Genomic DNA, 16,370 nt, shown 5'->3' with positions numbered 1-16,370 from the left:
GAACCCGTCTGGTCAAAGGGCTCCGGAGTCAGTGGTGTGGCGACCTGGGCCGGCCCCGTGTTCCGCACCCTTCTTTTGACGTCCGGACGTGGGGGAGTCGAGCGCGTTGTGGGGCCGGTTCGGGTGTGAGTCCGTGTTCGGCTCGGCCTGCGGGATCTTGGGCAGTCGCTGCCGGACGCCGCCCTCGTTCCCGTCCCGCGACCGGAGCCGGCACGTCGTGCCCGCGTCGCAGCTCAACTCCTGCGGCAGCAACGGCTCCAGGCGGTCCTGCGGCTCATCCCGCACGATCCACGGCGACGGCCCCACATCGGACCGCACGCCCAACTCCCGCCCCGGACAAGGCCATCGGAATCGATCAACCTCTTTGTGTCAGGCGGTGACATCGCCTTGAGTACCTGTTGCTGCGCGTGGTTCGGGCTTGACCGCGAACACCATGCCGATGTCGCCGGCCCGCTGCACCGAGTCCTGCTCGGTGCTGACGGCCAAGCCGTGTGTACGGAGGATCTCGCAGACCGCGTCGCGGTTGTCCTGCCAGCGCTCCACCTCGACGACGGCCTGGCGGATCAGCGGCCAGTGCCGTTCCTCGATGCCTCTGAGCACCTCGAGTTCGGCGCCCTCCACATCGACCTTGAGCAGGTCGATGCGGTCGATGCGCTGCTCGTCGAGCACCGATGACAGGGGCCTGACCTTCACCCGGTGCGTCTCGAGCCGCCGCAGCACCCGCAGCTTGCGGGCGATGAGGAGAGTGAGGACGGGGGCGGGTACGCGGCGCAGGACCGGTCCCAGGCCGCCCTGGCGGATCATTTCGACAACGCTGGCGGTGACCCGGCGCCGTTCGTCCTCGATGTTCCCCTGATCCCGAGAGGAGGACGAGAAGATCGTGGCGGCCGGAATGTAGCTGAAGTCGAGCTCGTCGTCACGGGACGCCAGGCCGTAGGGGAGCGCGGTCAGACGTCCGTTGAAGAACTCGCGGGCATTGCGTTCGAGTGTCGCGTGGAGTGGCGGCATCGGCTCGAAGGCGTAGATCCGCACGTCTCCGTCCAGCCGTTCATAGACGGCGGCCGAGAACACGCCGATGTTGGCGCCCACGTCGAGGACCGTCGCGCCCGGCGTGCACTCGATGCCGTGGGTGAAGTAGCTGTCCACCTCCGCGCGGAGGAAGGACGCCTCCCAGCGGTTGATGCTGTGCAGTTCCATAGCACTCATGGTCATGACAAGGTGATGTATCAGGGGTGGGGCCAACAAACCACCCCGCACGCCCCGCTTCGGCCGCGTCACTTCCGCATCCTCCACGAAGGCGAAGAGATCGCCGTCAAGGAGCGGAGGAATCCCGGCCCCGTCAGCAAAATCCGGGTCGTGTCCAAACGCGAGGACAGCCAGAAGGCGTCAAGCATCTCCTGAGACGCACACCAGTACGTCAAACACCTACTGATGGCAAACCGTCAAACATGTCCCGAGACCTCACACAGCCAACGCTGGCGGCCCGTGCTCTGGGGAACACCCAGCCCAACAGAACGAATCCAGTGACGATGTTGTGCCGTGCCCTGCGGATCGAGACGGCAGCGAATGCTGACTGTGGTGGTCTGGGCTACTGCCCCGTGACTTCAGCGGTCGGTACCTTTGGGCTTCTCCTCGGCCTGGGGCGCAGCCGTCGGCTCCGGCGCGTCGGGAGAGGTGTAGTAGACCGAGGCGCCTTGCTTGGTGCGCTGGGCCTTGCTCTTGGCCACGAGCCCTTCGAGAGTGACGCGTACGACCTTGGTCTTGATGCCACGCTCGGGATGAGTCTTGCTGAGCGCGGTGGAGATTTCCGCGGCGGAACGCGGCTCGTTCTGCTCGGTGAGGTGGCGGCGGATGAGTTCCACCAGGGTGGGCCGGTTCGCTGTCGTGCCGACCTTGGGCGTGGCCGCCTTCTCGGCTGTCGTTTCCTGCGCGGCTGTGGTCTTCCGAGCCCTTCGCTTGTTGGGGGGTGCGGCCTGGGGCTTCTGTGGGAGAGCGGGCGCCTTTGTGCTCTCGGCCGTGGTCGAAGACTCATCCGGGTCATGCGTGACACCGAGCGCCTGCTGCATGTTGACCAGCGCACTGTGGTCCTGCTGCAGAGCAGTCAGCTGCTGCTGCAGGGCGGCGACCTCGGCGTTGATACGTTCCTGCTCTTTGAGGTTGCTTTCGAGGTCGCCGGCGACCTGGGCGATGTACTGGGATGTCAGTCCCGTGGTGCCAGTCGTGCTCTCGGACATGGTGCTGACCTTTCCTCGGTGTGCGGCGGTGGTCGACGGGAGCGGCCTTGAACGGGGGCAGAGCTCCTCTGTGCTGTACTGGCGGCACGGACGCTGTAACTGCCGCAAAATGACTCTGCATAGAGATACTACGGACAGGCGGAACCAGTTGTTCCTCTCGAGCGGCGTCCCCTGTTCGACGCGGAAGTCGAGGCCAAGCCGGCTGGTGCGTTTGGGGACCTGTTGCAGGGTGGATTCGTGCGCAGAGACTGAGACAGCTGTCTGTCTGACTCCTCGGTCTCACGGTTGTGATGTCAGGTTGTCAGGGTGCCCGTTGTCACCAGCCGATCGAGGAGTTCTCCGGCCTGCTGTGGAGGGAGCCCGCACAAGCGGGCGAGGATGTCCAGGGCGGTGTTGTATTCGGCGTTGGGAGAGGTGTGTGCGGCCAGGACCAGAGCGGCCAGTCGCAGGGCGTGCCGTGCCGTGGGCAGGGTGAGCGGGGCGGGGTGCGGCGCCCAGTGAGCTGCTCGTCGGCGGGCGCGGCGGCCGAGCGCCCGGCCGAGGACCGCAGCGTGGAGCAGCCGCAGCTGCACGGGGGCCGACCTGGCAACCAGCGGCTCCAGCCAGCCGGCGTGGGCCAGTTCCTGTCTCAGCTCCCGGTACCCGCGCAGGCGTGTGTTGCGCAGAAGCCCCGCCGGTGGCCGGACACGACCGCCGATGTCGGCGCGCAGGGCGCAGGGCGCAGTGCAGACTCAGCAGCCAGCGGCGACGGAGGTGAACCGGGGCAGCGGCGCCGAGGCAGGTGTGTATCTCCCGCGCGTACCCGCTCGGCGGACTCCGGGACGAGCCCGCTGGCAGGAGACGGCAGGCAAGTAGAGGAATGCGGCCGGATGGTGCCGAGTGGAATGTCCGGCACCACGGCGGTATGGCTGGTCGCCCCGCGCGAGGCGGTGACACTCGGTCTGCAGGCAGAAGGCTTCGCCAGCTCATGGCGCGCGATCGTGGCAGCGCGCGGCCGTCCGCGCCTGGATTTCCCCGTATACCGACAGGCCCTGCTCTCGTGGTGGGCAGGGCCCGCGGTCGCCCGATCGACACTCCCGTTCCCGTTCGCGTTCGATGTCGATCCGGGACAGTCGGTGATTGAGTCGCCGAGGGCGGCGACGCGGCCCGCGTCCGGCGCAGAATCCGGTTGCCGGCTGGCGCCGGGATGCCCATCAGGGTGGGGACCGCGACGAGGCTGCCGTCGGACGGCGCGTGCGTGGTGTTCTTGGTGTCCAGCGGTTTGAGGGGTGGGGAGTACAGGCTGCTGTCCGGGCTGACCCTTTCATGACCATGGGACGTCTGTTCTCAGGTCGTCTGGATCCAGTGTCCGGTGAGTCCGAGGTCGAGGGGCAAGGCTCAAGATCATGTCGGCAGGGTCGGTCGTTGGCGGGACGGCTTAGGGTGACGCCTTATGGGGAGACCACCAGGACACGGCCCGGACTACGAGGTCAGACGACAGGACATCATCGACAAGGCGGCGGCCCTGTTCGCGCGGAAGGGCTACGCGGCGACCGGCATCGTTGAGCTGGGAACCGTAGTCGGACTGGCGAAAGGTGCCTTGTACTACTACATCGGCTCGAAGGAGAACCTTCTTGTCGAGATCCAGGACCGGGTCATGCGACCCTTGCTGGCCTCCGCGCGCCGGATCGCGGACGTGGAAGCCGACCCGGTCCTGAAGCTGCGGATGTTGTCGCAGACGCTGGTGGAGAACATCCTCGCCAGGCTCGATCACGTCTGGGTCTACGAGCACGACTACCGGAACCTCGACGGTGCCAACTTGGCCCGGCTGCTGGGCCAGCGCCGGGAGTTCGAGGACGTTGTGCAGGGGCTTCTCGTGCTTGCGATGGAGGATGGTTCGTTCCGCGAGCTGGACCCGAGGCTGGCCACACTCCAGTTCCTCAACATGCACAACCACACCTACCAATGGGTCAGAGTCGACGGCGAGTGGGATGCCGAGTCCCTCTCTCGTGAGTACTGCACAACCCTCTTCCGTGGCTTCGCGGCCCCGGGCCGGCAGTTCGATGAAGTCGAGGACCGGGTGCGCGAGTTCCTCGCCAAGAGGATGACAGCCCCGCCGACGCCGTTGGAGACGTCTGCGGACTGAAGCACCAGGTTTCCCTGGGACCGGTGCCGGCGGTAGCGGCGGCTGTGCCGGATGGTGGCGGAATGCGGGAGCGGGAGAAGGCGCCGTGTCGGCGTTCGTGGAACTGACGGAGGCACCCGCAGCCGCACGGCACCGGGCGTAACTGGAGAGCCTTGACGTCGACTGCGGGCTTGGAACGTGCCACCACGTTGCGGCGTTTCGGTGCAGTCCTACGTGTTCCCATCCGTGATGGTGAAGGCGAGTGGGCGGCCAGGGGTGGCGCAAGCCAGGTGAATCTTGCCGGTCAGGCCACTCGGGGAGCGTCTGGGGCCGGGCCGGCGGAGTCTTTCTTTCGTGCTACGCCTGCCTGGCGGGTTCGCATGCCGGACTAGTCGACCGCCGCCGGCTTGTCGATGTCGTGCGCCATATCCTCACGTGCCTGGACGGCACGGTGCGTCCACTCGAAGGTGCCCCCCCGTGGCTCAGTGGCGGAAGCGGGTGTTCAGGGCGTGCCATGGACCGTGCCGCTCGGGCAGATTGCGTCCACCGGAAGCTCAACCGGCGTGCGAGGAACCCCGGATGGTCCCGCCTTTCTGAGTAGCCCGACCGGGTTGAGCCGGGCTGGCTTCGCCGGGGCGGGCTCTCCTCAGAATTTCGCCGGGGCGGGCTCTCCTCAGAATGACGACATCTCTGCCAGCACCTTGCCGTCGGTGCCGTATGTTCGGAAGACGGGACGGTTGGCCTGTTCCGTGCTCTTCTGCGTCTGCGAGATCGCCCCGGGGGGCCCGACCGCGTAGGTGCTCACATAGGCCGGCCGGCCGGCGAGCCGCACGATGGGGAGTTCGGTGGTCCGGCCCTTGAGCGTCATGGTGATCCTGGCGGCAGGGGTCTTACCGGTATAGGCCAGGATGTACACGGTGCCGTGGGCGAGCGGGTGCACGTTCATGGTCATCGGTACTGCGCCCGGCTGGTTGACGTCGAGGTAGCCCACGCAGATGGGCTTGTCGTGACCGGGGGTCGCGTCGCAGAACTCCCTGGGCTTCAGCAGGTACCAGACGCCGAGTCCGGCCTGGACCTTCTCCCCGGGGCTCACGATCCGCACTTCCGTCCGGGGGCTCGGCGACGCGGGCCGGGTGGGGGAGTGCGCGGGTGTGGGGTTCGTACTGGTGACGCTGTGCGAGGCCGTCGGATGGGACAGGGCGGCGATCCCGATCCCCACGGGCACCAGCAGGGCCGCGCCGAGGGTCGCCGCCGCCCAACGGCGTCGTCGTGCGATGGTGCGGCTGCGCCGCATGATCCGTTCGTGGGGGAACGACGGTGGGGCGCAGCCGTGTGCGGCGTCGTCGAGTGCCTGCCACAGTTCGGGTACCGGCGGCTGCGGTGACATGTCGGTCGTCATCGTGTGGGCCCTTTCCCCTTCAGCCTTGTGCCGCTGTCGCGGCGTAGTCGGACAGGACCGCGCAGCCGCGCAGTTTCTTCAGTGCCCGGCTCGCCTGGCTTTTCACGGTGCCGGCCGAGCAGCCGAGGATGTCCGCCGTCTCCTGCTCTCCCAGGCACTCCCAGTAGCGCAACACGACGACGGCGCGCTGGCGGGGCGGGAGGGTGGCGAGCGCGGCGAGGAGTTCGGTGCGGGTGTCGTAGCTGTCGTGGTCGGCGAATGTGCCCGGCTCGGTCAGATGCGGGGTGAGGAGCTGTACGACCCGTCGTCTACGTTGTCGCGTGGTGTTGTTGTTGATCAACGCGCGGCGGACGTAACGGTCGGGCGCTCCGAGGGTGCGTATGTGATCCCAGCGCAGGTACACCTTGGCGAGTGTGGTCTGGACGAGATCCTCCGCCTCGTGGTGGTCGCCGTAGGTCAGCAGATAGGCGAAGCGAAGCATCCACGACCAGCGGGCGGTTGCGTACGTCTCGAAGTCCCCCACGTCGGCGTCCGCCTCGGGCGGGTTCTCCTCCTGGCCCGTTCTCATCCTGTCGGCCGCCTCCCGGTCCGCTCTGTCCGCAGCCCGCCGCCCAGAGGCGGCAGGCGTACGAGGGCTGGTCATACGCACACCCCGGCTTCCCCGTTTCCTTCAGGTCGTGCTCCGCGCTCCGGTCGGTGAGCGCGAACTTCCGTGAGTAACACCCCCGGAAGGGCGCGCGGGTTGCACGTGGCTTCGAACATGTCGCCCAGGAGGCCGTCGTAGCCTTCGGCTTCCCGGCGGTCGTTGATGGTGTCGACGATGGCGATGGTGCGGTCGTCGCTCAGGACGTATGTGCCGACGTCGTAGAGGACGTGGCAGTTCGGGCAGAGGCCCAGCAGGTTCTCCGTGAGATCGCGGGGCGTACAAGGAGGCGGGTCATGCGAGCGAGCCGCGGGTGTCCGTAGCCGCAGCATCTTCGCTCTGACCGACGAGATGGACCGGGTCTACTTCGGCAATGACCGCAACTCGCGCGACCAGGTCGGCATGATCGACGACACGACCAGGGCGATCTTCTGCCGCTCGTACGCCGCCGAGCCGGACGCGCTGGTGAAGCAGCTCCGGGAGGCCGGCGCGGAGTGTTCCGTCGGCCTGTGCGCGGGTCGGATCGGCACCGTGGTGGTCAGGCCTCCTCACATGCCCGGCGGATCAGCCGGCTCCGCCTTCTCCTGGTCGGCTCTCGAGGGAATGCGCACTCCATCGCCGGTCCCGAGGTGGCCGGAGCTCTCAGGTTGCTCGTGCGGAAGTCGGTGTCGGCGACGGATACGGGCGACGATCGCGAGCCTCGTGTTCGCCCCGGGACGCATCGGTGGTGGCGGACTCGTGGACGCCGCCCCGACGTTACGGCGCTGTGGTAACGGATGGGGCTGTCGTCGCGAGACTGGTCCAGCCGACTCGGCTGTCCTGCCTGTCCCTGCGTGATCGGTACGGTGGTACCGGGACGACGAGAGGGGCGGCGCGGCCGTGGGTGAGGAAGCTGAGATCAGGACGGCGAAGGAGGCCGCCGACCACGAACTCATCTTGGCGTTCGGGCGGCTGCAGGGGGCGGCGAACCGGCTGGAGTACATCCTCGGCCGGGCGCTGGAGGTGGAGTGCGGCATCAGTCATCTGGTCTTCGAGGTGCTGCTGATCCTCGGGCGTGCGGGCGAGCCGGGGCTCTCCATGCGGGCTATCGCCCAGGAGCAGGTGCTGACCACGGGGGGCGCCACCCGGGTGGTGGATCGCATGCAGGCGGCGGGTTTCGTGACGCGTGCGGACTCTCCCGACGACCGGCGCGGAAAGCTGGTGCGGCTGACGCCGCTGGGCGAGGAGACGGTCGTACGCGCCTCCCGGGTGCACCTGGAGAACATCAAGCGGTACCTCGTGGACCCGCTGCCCGCGGCGGACCGGAAGCGGTTCGCGGAGGATCTCCGCATCCTCAGTCACACGGCCCGGGACCTGCTGCCCCGACTGCCCTGACCTGCGGACCAGTGGTCACGCTGGTGTAAGGACGTGGTCAGCCACACTCATGTGCCTCACCTCACACGAACCTTGAAATATCTGATGCGTCAGATACTGTTCTGTCAGGTGAATCGCTCGCAACCCGCGGGTGCACATCCCTGCCGAGGTCCTCGATGAAGCTCGTCTACGTCTTCGACGCCTACTGCGGCTGGTCGCACGGGTTCTCCGGAACACTGAGCGAGGTCGCAGCCCGTCACCCCGAACTGCCGGTCGAGGTCGTCTCCGGCGGCCTGTTCACCGGATCGCGTCAGATGCCCATCCGTCAGTTCGGCTACGTCCAGGGCGCGAACGCCAAGATCGCCGAGCTGACCGGCGCCGAGTTCGGCGCCGCCTACGAGCGGCTGATCGCCGACGGCTCCTTCGTGATGGACTCCGATGCCGCCGCCCGCGGAGTCGCCGCCCTGCGCCAGGCCGCCCCCGACCGCGCGGCGGAGCTGGCCGCGGCCCTGCAGGCTGCCTTCTACGTCGACGGACTCAGCCTGTCCGACGCGGCCACCTACCGGAAGGTCGCGGAGGAGGCCGGGCTGGACGCCGACGCCGTGGTCGCCGCCTTCGAGGCACCCGGCGCACAGACCGCGGCCCACGCCGACTTCCGCCGAGCGGTTCGGCTCGGCGTCACCGGGTTCCCCACTCTGCTGGCCGTCGACGGCGACTCCGTCACCCCGCTGGCCTACGGCCAAGCGACCGCAGACGAGGTCGACGCACGCTTCGCCGCCCACTGATCTTCCCCTGCCCCACTTCATCCCCTGCGTCAAGGAGCCCCCGCATGAGCACCCTGTCCTTCAAGGTCCTCGACCTCGACTTCCCGGCCGGCAGCAAGAACAAGACCGCCACCCTTGTCACCGGCGAGAACGACGCCCTGCTGGTCGACGCTGCCTTCACCCGCGCCGACGGCCACCGCCTCGCCGCCGAGATCCTCGACTCCGGCAAGAAGCTGACCACCGTCTTCGTCAGTCATGCCGACCCCGACTTCTACTTCGGCGCCGAGGTGATCGCCGACGCCTTCCCCGAGGCGAAGTTCGTCGCCACGCCGCTCGTCATCGAGCACATCCAGCACTCCTACGACGGCAAGCTGAAGGCGTGGGCCGCGCTCGGCCCGAACCTGCCCACCCGCCTGGTCGACCTCACACCGCTGACCGGCGACACCCTGACCCTGGAGGGCCATCGCTTCGAGCTCAAGGGCGGTCCGGCCGCGCTGCCCGACCGGCACTACCTGTGGCAGGCCGAGCACCGCGCCGTCCTCGGCGGCGTCCTGCTCTTCCAGCAGGAGCACGTCTGGGTCGCCGACACCCCCACCCCGGGCGACCGTGCCGCGTGGATCGACCTGCTGGGCGAAATGGCCTCGCTGCAGCCGGAGTTGGTCGTGCCGGGCCACCGTCTGCCCGGTACGGCGGCGGACGTGTCCGCCATCATCGCCACTCGCGACTACCTCCTCGCCTTCGAGGAGGAGCTCGGCAAGGCGGCCGACGGCGCCGCGCTGACCGAGGCACTGGTCAAGCGTTACCCCGACAACGGCATGCTGATCGCCGCGCAGATCGGTGCGAAGGTCGCCAAGGGTGAGATGAAGTGGGGCTGACCATGGCCGAGTTCGCGACCTCCACCGCCCCCGCGGATGTCGTACGCCGTCAGTACCTCGCCTCCGCGGCAGGTGACCTTGAGGCGCTTCGGGCCACCCTCGCTCCCGACGTGGAGTGGACGGAGATGGCCGGCTTCCCCCTCGCCGGCACGTACCGCACCCCCGACGGCGTCACCGCGGGCGTGATGGAGAAGCTCGGCCAGGACTGGGACGGCTGGACCGCTCACGACGACACCTACGTCGTCGACGGCGAGAACGTCGTCGTCCTCGCCCGCTACACCGCGACCAACAAGACGACCGGGAAGCCGATCGACGTCCGCGTCGCCCACCACTTCGTCGTACGCGCAGGACACATCGTCCGATTCGAGCAGTTCGTCGACACCGCGCTGGTCCGCGACGCCATGACCCTCTAGACGCATGTCCAGCACCCGAAGACAGGAGAGGCGCATGTCCGCTGCCGACAACAAGGCGCTCGTCATCGCGTTCTACGAGCAGGCGTTCAACGACTACCAACCGGAGCAGGCCGCCGCCGCGCATCTCGGCGAGAACTACACCCAGCACAACCCGGAGGCCCAGGACAGTCCGCAGGCATTCGTCGGCTACGTCCGCTGGCTGCGCGGTCAGTTCCCCGACCTGCGCCTGGACATCAAGCGGGCCGTAGCCGAAGGGGACTTGGTCGTCACCCACAGCAACCTGCACCTCAAGCCCGGCGACCGAGGCATGGCCGTCGCCGACTTCTGGCGGCTGGCCGACGGAAAGATCGTCGAGCACTGGGACGTCATCCAGGAAGTGCCCGAGCGGAGGGCCAACGACAACACCATGTTCTGAATTCCGCGACCGCAGCCGCGCCGGGACCGGTCCGCCTCACGGGCCGTGCGACCCGCCGTCAACCTCCGAACCACCCCGCCCTGTGTCGCCGCACATGTCGCGGCACACAGCCCACTCTTGAGGCTGCTTGAGGCGAACCACATCGTCGTCCTGGTAAACGGGCCACGGACATCTTCTGGATCTTCGGTCCGCCGCGGGCGGGGTGCACCCCTTTACCTACGGAGCCATCCGGCGCTGCTCCCGCCCGCCTTCCGCTCATTCATCAGGGCCACCGAAAACCTGGCCTTTGCCATCGGCGGTCCAGAAGGAGCGGATCGCTCGGGCCGCTCACCGCCTCTGTCCCACCTGACCAGGTCGCGGCCGCCCGCAGCCGCGCTTCGTGCCGGCTACGCGCCATGACTCTCAGGCGCCACCGCATCACTGCTTGGTCTTCTCCGCCAGAAGGGTTTCCCCCACATGACCAGTCTTCCCAGCCGACTCCGTCTGCTCGCCACCGGCGCGGCATCCACCACTGACCGGACGGCAGGAGAGGCCGAGGAGCCCCGCACGCTCGACGAGCTCTACCAGGCCGCCCTCGCGGAGGGCGGAAAGCTCGTGATCTACGCGCGGGTGACGTCTCGACGCAGGCGGACGGCCTTCGTACCGGCTTCAAGAACCGCTTTCCTGGGCTCGATCTGACGGTTGTCGTCGACTACAGCAACTACCACGACGCCCGTGTGGACAACCAATTCGCCACCGACACCCACGTGCCCGACGTCGTACAACTGCAGACCGTCCAGGACTTCGTGCGCTGGAACGAGCAGGGACGTCTACTCACGTGCAAGCCGGCCGGCTTCTCCAAGGTCTACGCCCTCTTCAAGAACACCCGCGGTTGCTGGGTCGCCGTGCAGGTGAGCGCCTTCAGCTTCAAGTACGGCCCGGCGGCGGTCCGTTGGGATGTGCCCGCCGGCCCGCTCGAACTCGTCGACGCCAAGTGGAGGGGCGGATTGCCTCCTCCTATCCGCACGACGACGCGGTCCTCTACCTCTACACGCTCTGTGTGCAGAAGTACGGCTGGGACTGGCTGGTGCGACTGGCCGTCCAGGGCGTGCAGTTCGCCCGCGGCAGTTACCCCCTCAGGGACGCCGTCGCCAACGGGCAGAAGGCGATCGGTGTCGGTGGTTCCGGTGCGGCCCTGGCCGCCGTGCCCGTCAAGTGGGTGCTCCCTGACGAGGCGACGCCGTTCATGTCCTGGGGACAGTGGGCCGCGATTCTGAAGCAGGTCAAGAACCCGACCGCGGCCGAGGTCTACCTCAACTGGCGGCAGGCCACCGGTGAGCAGCAGGTTGCCACCAACGGCTGGCCGGTCCGCACGGACGCCACCCCGGCGACGGGGTTGAAGCCCATCCGGCGGTACCGGAACGGGAACCTCGAGGGATTCCCCCGCTTCATGGCCGAGCGTGCCGCGATCGAGCGCTGGAAGCAGACGCTCGCTCTCTGCTTCGGCGAGGTCGAGGGAGACCTGTCGCCGGGCTCGCTCGGGCTGCACCAGGGAGCGTGGGGGCCTGTCAGGCCGGGTCGCTCGCTGCCAGTGCTTGCCGAAGTTCCGCAAGGCGGGGTAAGCGGCAGGGCGGACGAGGGCCGAAGTGACCAAGCTGCACGGTGTTGTGTCGAAGGGGACGGCCCTGCCGTCGTCCGCCGGGATGCTCGCGTTGATACGGGACGGGGCGTCCAACTCGATAGTGACCTCGTATCACCTTGCTGAACCGCGCGGCTCGTCGTCGGCACCACGGCCCGTTGAGGCCAGGAGTGTCGTGCGGATTGGCCGCGGGTCCGAGGCGGTTCGCACGGCACTCCTGGATACGGGCGGGTCAGCCGACGTTGACCGAGTACGAGCTGCTGCTCAGCTTGCCCCTCCCGCGGAAGACCTCGGTGCCGGCCTCGACGCTGGTCAGATACGCGTTGTTGGCCAGCAGCCTGCGCTGGACCAGGGCGTCGGCCATGGCCGTGATGTCGGTGGTCGCGGAGTTGGTGTTGGCGACCCGGACGTAGGAGTAGACGTTCCAGCTGCTGACTACCTTGCCCGCCTGGTCCTTGTTGACGATCTTCCCGACGTACAGGTCCCAGGCTGTGCCGCCCAGCGTGACCCGCTCGCGCTTTGTCCCCAACGGGCCTGCTCCGCCTTGGTGGTTGAGCCAGATCATCATCTCGTCGTGAGGTTGGTCGGCCCAGTCGGGGTTGGACTTCTGGTGGAACCAGACGTCGTAGGAGACGTTCATGACGGACGGGGTGTTCTGGGTGATGCCGAAGCTCCAGTTGGAGGTGATCTTGCGGCGGCTGTTGAGCTGGACGGGCAGCTTGGTGGTGGTGTCCTTCCAGCCCCAGTGCCAGCCGAGCACGATGCTGCCGTACGCCTTGACGCCGGTCGGGTTGCCGCCCGACCAGTCGAATGACGTCTCCCAGTTGACCTTGCCGCCCTGGTAGGAGTTGAGCCAGGTGCACTGCTTGCCGGTGGCGCCGCTGGCTCCCCAGACGTTGTTGTTCAGGTAGTACGGGGACGCCTTGACGGTGTTGAAGGCGGTGCAGTTGTCAGCGGCCTGGGCGGCTGACGGGGCGAGTAGGAGCGGGGCGGCGACGGCGGCGGCGACCGACGTGGTGAGGGCCTTGAGCGTGAACATCGTCGGTGCTCCTACTTGTAGGTGATGTCGGAGGTCTTGTAGATGCAGTTGCGTCCGTCGGGTCCGGATCCGACCTTCGCGGGTTCGCCGGAGGTGACGCCGCGGAACTTCTGGCAGACGACGATCTTGTGCGCCGGGTCGCCCTGGATCGTGATGCGGGACAGGCGCGCGGTGTCGCCGTACGGCGTGGAGTTGATGCCGACGATGTCGAGGCCGGGGGACTTCACCGTGACGTTGTCGAGGACGACATGACGCTGGTACTGCGTCTTGCAGTTGCCGCAGGAGCGGTACAGCTTGCCGAAGTTCTCGACCTTGAAGTTCCTGATGACGAACGTTCCGGGGCCGTTCTGCTGGAACACCTTGTCGGCCGCTTTGCGGGCGCCGCCGCCGTCGATCGTCATGGTCTGGTTCGCGGCGGTGCCCTTGAAGGTGGCCGCGTCCTCGCCGACGTCCTCCCACCACACGTTCTTCAGCGTGCAGGTGCCCCGGCAGTGGATGCCGTCGGCAGCCGGGGAGCCGATGATCACGTTCGAGACGGTGGCCTTGTCGGCGAGTTCCAGGATCGGCGGCTGGTTCTCGGCCTGGTCGCCGCCGCCGAGCGCGCCGGCGCCGACGAAGCGGGTGAAGTCGAAGTCCCGGTTGCCGGCGACCTTGATGGTGGCGCGTACTTGCTGGACGCGCTTGGCGGCCGGCCAGTCGGCAGCGGGCCGTACGGAGTCGGCGCCGGCAGTGGCGGGGAGTGAGGGGACGAGGGCCACGGCCGCGAGTGCGGCGAGCGGCAGCAGGGTGCGTCTTCGACTGTGCATAGTGGGATCGTTGGCAGAGATCCCGCCCCGGCGCGCGCGGTGTCGGCCGAACGTACGGCCGTGACACTCGAACGGGCGTCCCGTTCCCGCTCTGAGCCGGATACCGGGACCTGGCCGGACACTGGGAACCCGATGGCCGTCGGCCCGGTGCGTCCTACGGAAATCTCCTGGGCCGATAGCCCTTTGACTGGCTATGCGTCACCGTCATCATGCGGGACGCCGCCGAATCCGCACTTGACCAGCCGCGCCTCGTCGCCGTTGCGATGTCGGCGGCGTGCACGTGATGCCTCCAGTCCGCCCAGCCGCGTCTGCCGAAGGAAGCGGCCCTGACGGACATGCGTTCGCGATCACACGCCCAAGGGCTGGCCGCCGCCGACGACCCCGGGGTGACAGCCGTTGTCCGCGGTGTGCCGTCTGTGCTCTGACCGTTGCGGAATGGTCTTCAGCCCGCGGTGACACGGGCGTTGACCCGCCGCATCCAGTCCCGATCCGTGTGCCACATCGGGTGGTGCGGGGCCGCGTTCGAGGTCAGGACGACGCCCTGGAAGCCTGCCGCCAGACAGCGGTCGACCACGAACTCCGCGATGTCCTTCCCGACCGCGTCCTCCTCGAAACGGGCCAGGAGAGGGGTGTATCCGACAACGCTCTCACCGAGGACGGCGGGGATGCCGCGCAGGCGGGCGAACTCGGCGACGGAGTCGACCCACCCGGCCAGCGTCTCCCGCATGGCCTGCCGGTGTGCCGGATAGTTCTCGTAGAGCCACAGGTCCCAGCGGTCGGGGTCGACCCAGTCGTGCGCGTAGAACAGTTCGCGCGGGATGCCCGTGGCGGCCAGGCGCCAGGGTTCGTCCGGCTGGTGGTCGGTGAAGGGGGGTGCGTCGGGGCGCAGCATGGCGGCCAGTTCAGGGGTGGGCCAGGTGGCCGTCTCGGGCGCTGCTTCGGTGCCGTGGCCGAGTCCGACCGCTTCGTAGAGCGCGCCGAGGACGCCGTAGACGTAGAAGTGGAAGTGCGCGATCTGCGCCTGCTCGGGCAGGTCGTCGAGTTCGCCGGGCCAGGGCTCGCCCAGCGAGTAGGTCACGGGAACGGCGGGGTGGCGCGCCCGCAGCAGCTTGACGGCGCGTTCGAGGGGGCCGCGCAGCCGGGCGTAGTGGCCGGCGGTGCCGTCGGCCGGTACGAGGGAGCAGTTGTCGACCTCGTTGTGTACTTCGACATAGGCGACCTGGTCGGCCAGTCCGCGCTCGGTGAGGAAGTCGAGCAGTGTGGCGAGGGCTTCGGCCACGGTCTCGGCGCGGTCCGGGCCGGGGACGGCGGCCAGGGTGCGGTGCCAGGTGTCGGTGTCGGCGAAGCTGGGGGACTGCTGGTACTCCCACGAGGACACGATCACCTTGCAGTCGTGGCGGGCGGCGGCCTCGAACAGCTCGACGAGTCGTCGGTGGCCGTCCAGCGGGTAGCCGCCGCGCACGTTGTACCAGCGGGTGCGCTGTCCGAACTGCTCGCCCAGACCGCGGACTTGGATGGACTCGGGGGAGTGGACGCGTCCGGAGAACAGCAGGAAGGGCATGGCGCAGATGCGCACGGTGTTGAAGCCGCGCTCCACCGTCTCGGCGAAGGCGCGGTCTAGGTCGGCGAAGGGCTCACCGGGCCCGGCCTGCGTGTACCAGCTGAAGTCCCACAGGGTGATGGCGAGTCGGCCCGTGGTCTCGCGCGTGGGGGCTTGCTGCTGTGCGGTGGTCATGAGTTCACCTGTCGTTCGTGTGCGGTGGAACGCCGTCAGTGGCCCGGGACTGCCCGCTGGAACCGTCAGACGCCCATCCACTGGTAGCTCGCGCCGGTGGCGCAGGTCGACTGGTCCAGGGTCGCGCCATTGTCGGTGGACGCTGCGGGCGACCTCAAGGCATGTGCCGCTGTTGACGTTGGTGAAGGTGACGCGCTGGTCCGAGTCTGTCGAGGTCGAGCGCGCGGCGCGTGTGCAGACAGGGATCGGCTTGCTCGGATGAACGTCCGTGCGTGGACGTGCGCCTGCGGCGCCGTGCACGACCGCGACATCAACGCGGCACGCAACATCAAGGCGGCCGGGCCGGCCGTCCAGGCCTGCGAAGCGGGTGTAGGCATCAAGGGAGTTCTCCTGGCGGGCAGTCGGCGTTCAAGCAGGAGCCCGTGCTGCGCGAGCCGCAGGAATTCCCCTTCTTTTTCAGGAGGGGGAGGAAGTCAAGAAGGCCTCTTGGTGGGGCAGGGCGAGAACCTGGTGGACGTGTGGGGGGCGATTGACGCGAGGACGGGCAGCACGGCGTGGACGGCGATGGTCACGAGGCGCAGCCGAAGGACCGCACTGCACTTGACGACGCCTGTCACCGTCTTCACCGCCACGCCAACGGGCCGCGCGAGGCCCCGCTCGACCTGCCGTCGGCGACGCCAGAACGATCCGGGCCCGTTCAGCCGGCCGCCGATCGCGGTCATCCCGCCGCCGAATCAGCTCCGCACGCTCGTCCTTGAACTGCGGATTTCCACGGAGGACGGGACCGGATGCGACATGCCAACTGGTCCATTTACCGACCCCGGAATCTCTTCCACGTCACGTTGGATCGTCCGACCGGCCGCACATGCGCTCTCGCCTCTTGACGCTGCACCACGCACCGTTTGACACTCTCGAAACACAACATCACATTGTCGAAATGCCGCACCGTCGGCCTTTCTCTGCCCCGATCAC

General features: G+C 68.1%; 14 protein-coding genes and 2 pseudogenes. 8 read left to right on the top strand and 8 right to left on the bottom strand.

From position 1 onward, the window contains the following. Positions 1-369 precede the first annotated feature (369 nt). The 3 genes from R2B38_RS46045 to R2B38_RS46035 all read right to left on the bottom strand — a co-directional run bounded on the left by R2B38_RS46045 (position 370) and on the right by R2B38_RS46035 (position 2,806). On the bottom strand, positions 370-1,197 hold the full coding sequence (locus R2B38_RS46045; RefSeq protein WP_318022170.1) for an FkbM family methyltransferase: 828 nt from the start codon (positions 1,195-1,197) through the stop codon (positions 370-372). Between the two features lie 407 nt (positions 1,198-1,604). Then, positions 1,605-2,234 carry a hypothetical protein gene (locus R2B38_RS46040; RefSeq protein WP_318022169.1) on the bottom strand — a complete coding sequence of 210 codons (630 nt, stop codon included), beginning with the start codon at positions 2,232-2,234 and terminating at the stop codon, positions 1,605-1,607. Between the two features lie 293 nt (positions 2,235-2,527). Continuing rightward, positions 2,528-2,806 (bottom strand): hypothetical protein, encoded by a 279-nt coding sequence (locus R2B38_RS46035; protein ID WP_318022168.1) that lies wholly within the window; start codon positions 2,804-2,806, stop codon positions 2,528-2,530. An 860-nt stretch (positions 2,807-3,666) separates the two neighbouring features. Here R2B38_RS46035 and R2B38_RS46030 point away from each other — a divergent pair. Next, positions 3,667-4,359: a TetR/AcrR family transcriptional regulator gene (locus R2B38_RS46030; protein WP_318022167.1), complete on the top strand. Its 693-nt coding sequence runs from the start codon at positions 3,667-3,669 to the stop codon at positions 4,357-4,359. Positions 4,360-5,011: 652 nt separating this feature from the next. Here the strand turns inward: R2B38_RS46030 and R2B38_RS46025 are convergent. After that, the gene (locus tag R2B38_RS46025; protein ID WP_318022166.1) at positions 5,012-5,737 is read right to left on the bottom strand and encodes a hypothetical protein; all 726 of its coding nucleotides are present in this window, start codon (positions 5,735-5,737) and stop codon (positions 5,012-5,014) included. 19 nt (positions 5,738-5,756) lie between these two features. Further along, positions 5,757-6,305, bottom strand: coding sequence for a SigE family RNA polymerase sigma factor (locus R2B38_RS46020; RefSeq protein ID WP_318022165.1), 549 nt, complete (start codon positions 6,303-6,305; stop codon positions 5,757-5,759). A 346-nt stretch (positions 6,306-6,651) separates the two neighbouring features. On the opposite strand from R2B38_RS46020, the pseudogene R2B38_RS46015 reads away from it, so the two are divergent. From R2B38_RS46015 to R2B38_RS45985, 7 genes and pseudogenes are all read left to right on the top strand, one after another. Next, positions 6,652-6,863: pseudogene (locus R2B38_RS46015) on the top strand (LLM class flavin-dependent oxidoreductase); the annotation flags it as partial. 396 nt (positions 6,864-7,259) lie between these two features. After that, positions 7,260-7,754: a MarR family winged helix-turn-helix transcriptional regulator gene (locus R2B38_RS46010; protein ID WP_318022164.1), complete on the top strand. Its 495-nt coding sequence runs from the start codon at positions 7,260-7,262 to the stop codon at positions 7,752-7,754. Between the two features lie 155 nt (positions 7,755-7,909). Beyond that, entirely contained in the window at positions 7,910-8,518 is a 609-nt protein-coding gene (locus tag R2B38_RS46005) for a DsbA family protein (RefSeq protein WP_318022163.1), read from the top strand. A gap of 44 nt (positions 8,519-8,562) precedes the next feature. Beyond that, positions 8,563-9,372: an MBL fold metallo-hydrolase gene (locus R2B38_RS46000; protein ID WP_318022162.1), complete on the top strand. Its 810-nt coding sequence runs from the start codon at positions 8,563-8,565 to the stop codon at positions 9,370-9,372. A gap of 2 nt (positions 9,373-9,374) precedes the next feature. After that, entirely contained in the window at positions 9,375-9,785 is a 411-nt protein-coding gene (locus tag R2B38_RS45995; protein WP_318022161.1) for a nuclear transport factor 2 family protein, read from the top strand. A 34-nt stretch (positions 9,786-9,819) separates the two neighbouring features. After that, positions 9,820-10,200 (top strand): nuclear transport factor 2 family protein, encoded by a 381-nt coding sequence (locus tag R2B38_RS45990; RefSeq protein ID WP_318022160.1) that lies wholly within the window; start codon positions 9,820-9,822, stop codon positions 10,198-10,200. A 456-nt stretch (positions 10,201-10,656) separates the two neighbouring features. Then, positions 10,657-11,737 (top strand): annotated as a pseudogene (locus R2B38_RS45985) (ABC transporter substrate-binding protein); the annotation flags it as partial. 313 nt (positions 11,738-12,050) lie between these two features. Here R2B38_RS45985 and R2B38_RS45980 read toward each other — a convergent pair. The 3 genes from R2B38_RS45980 to R2B38_RS45970 form a co-directional block, all read right to left on the bottom strand. After that, entirely contained in the window at positions 12,051-12,857 is an 807-nt protein-coding gene (locus R2B38_RS45980; RefSeq protein WP_318022159.1) for a GH12 family glycosyl hydrolase domain-containing protein, read from the bottom strand. Between the two features lie 11 nt (positions 12,858-12,868). Then, entirely contained in the window at positions 12,869-13,663 is a 795-nt protein-coding gene (locus R2B38_RS45975; protein ID WP_318022158.1) for a pectate lyase, read from the bottom strand. Between the two features lie 442 nt (positions 13,664-14,105). Next, positions 14,106-15,398, bottom strand: a complete 1,293-nt coding sequence (locus tag R2B38_RS45970; protein WP_318022157.1) for a cellulase-like family protein — start codon at positions 15,396-15,398, stop codon at positions 14,106-14,108. Positions 15,399-16,370 lie beyond the last annotated feature (972 nt).

Source organism: Streptomyces sp. N50, assembly GCF_033335955.1.
Lineage (GTDB): Bacteria > Actinomycetota > Actinomycetes > Streptomycetales > Streptomycetaceae > Streptomyces.
This window is presented reverse-complemented; position numbering and strand designations above follow the sequence as displayed.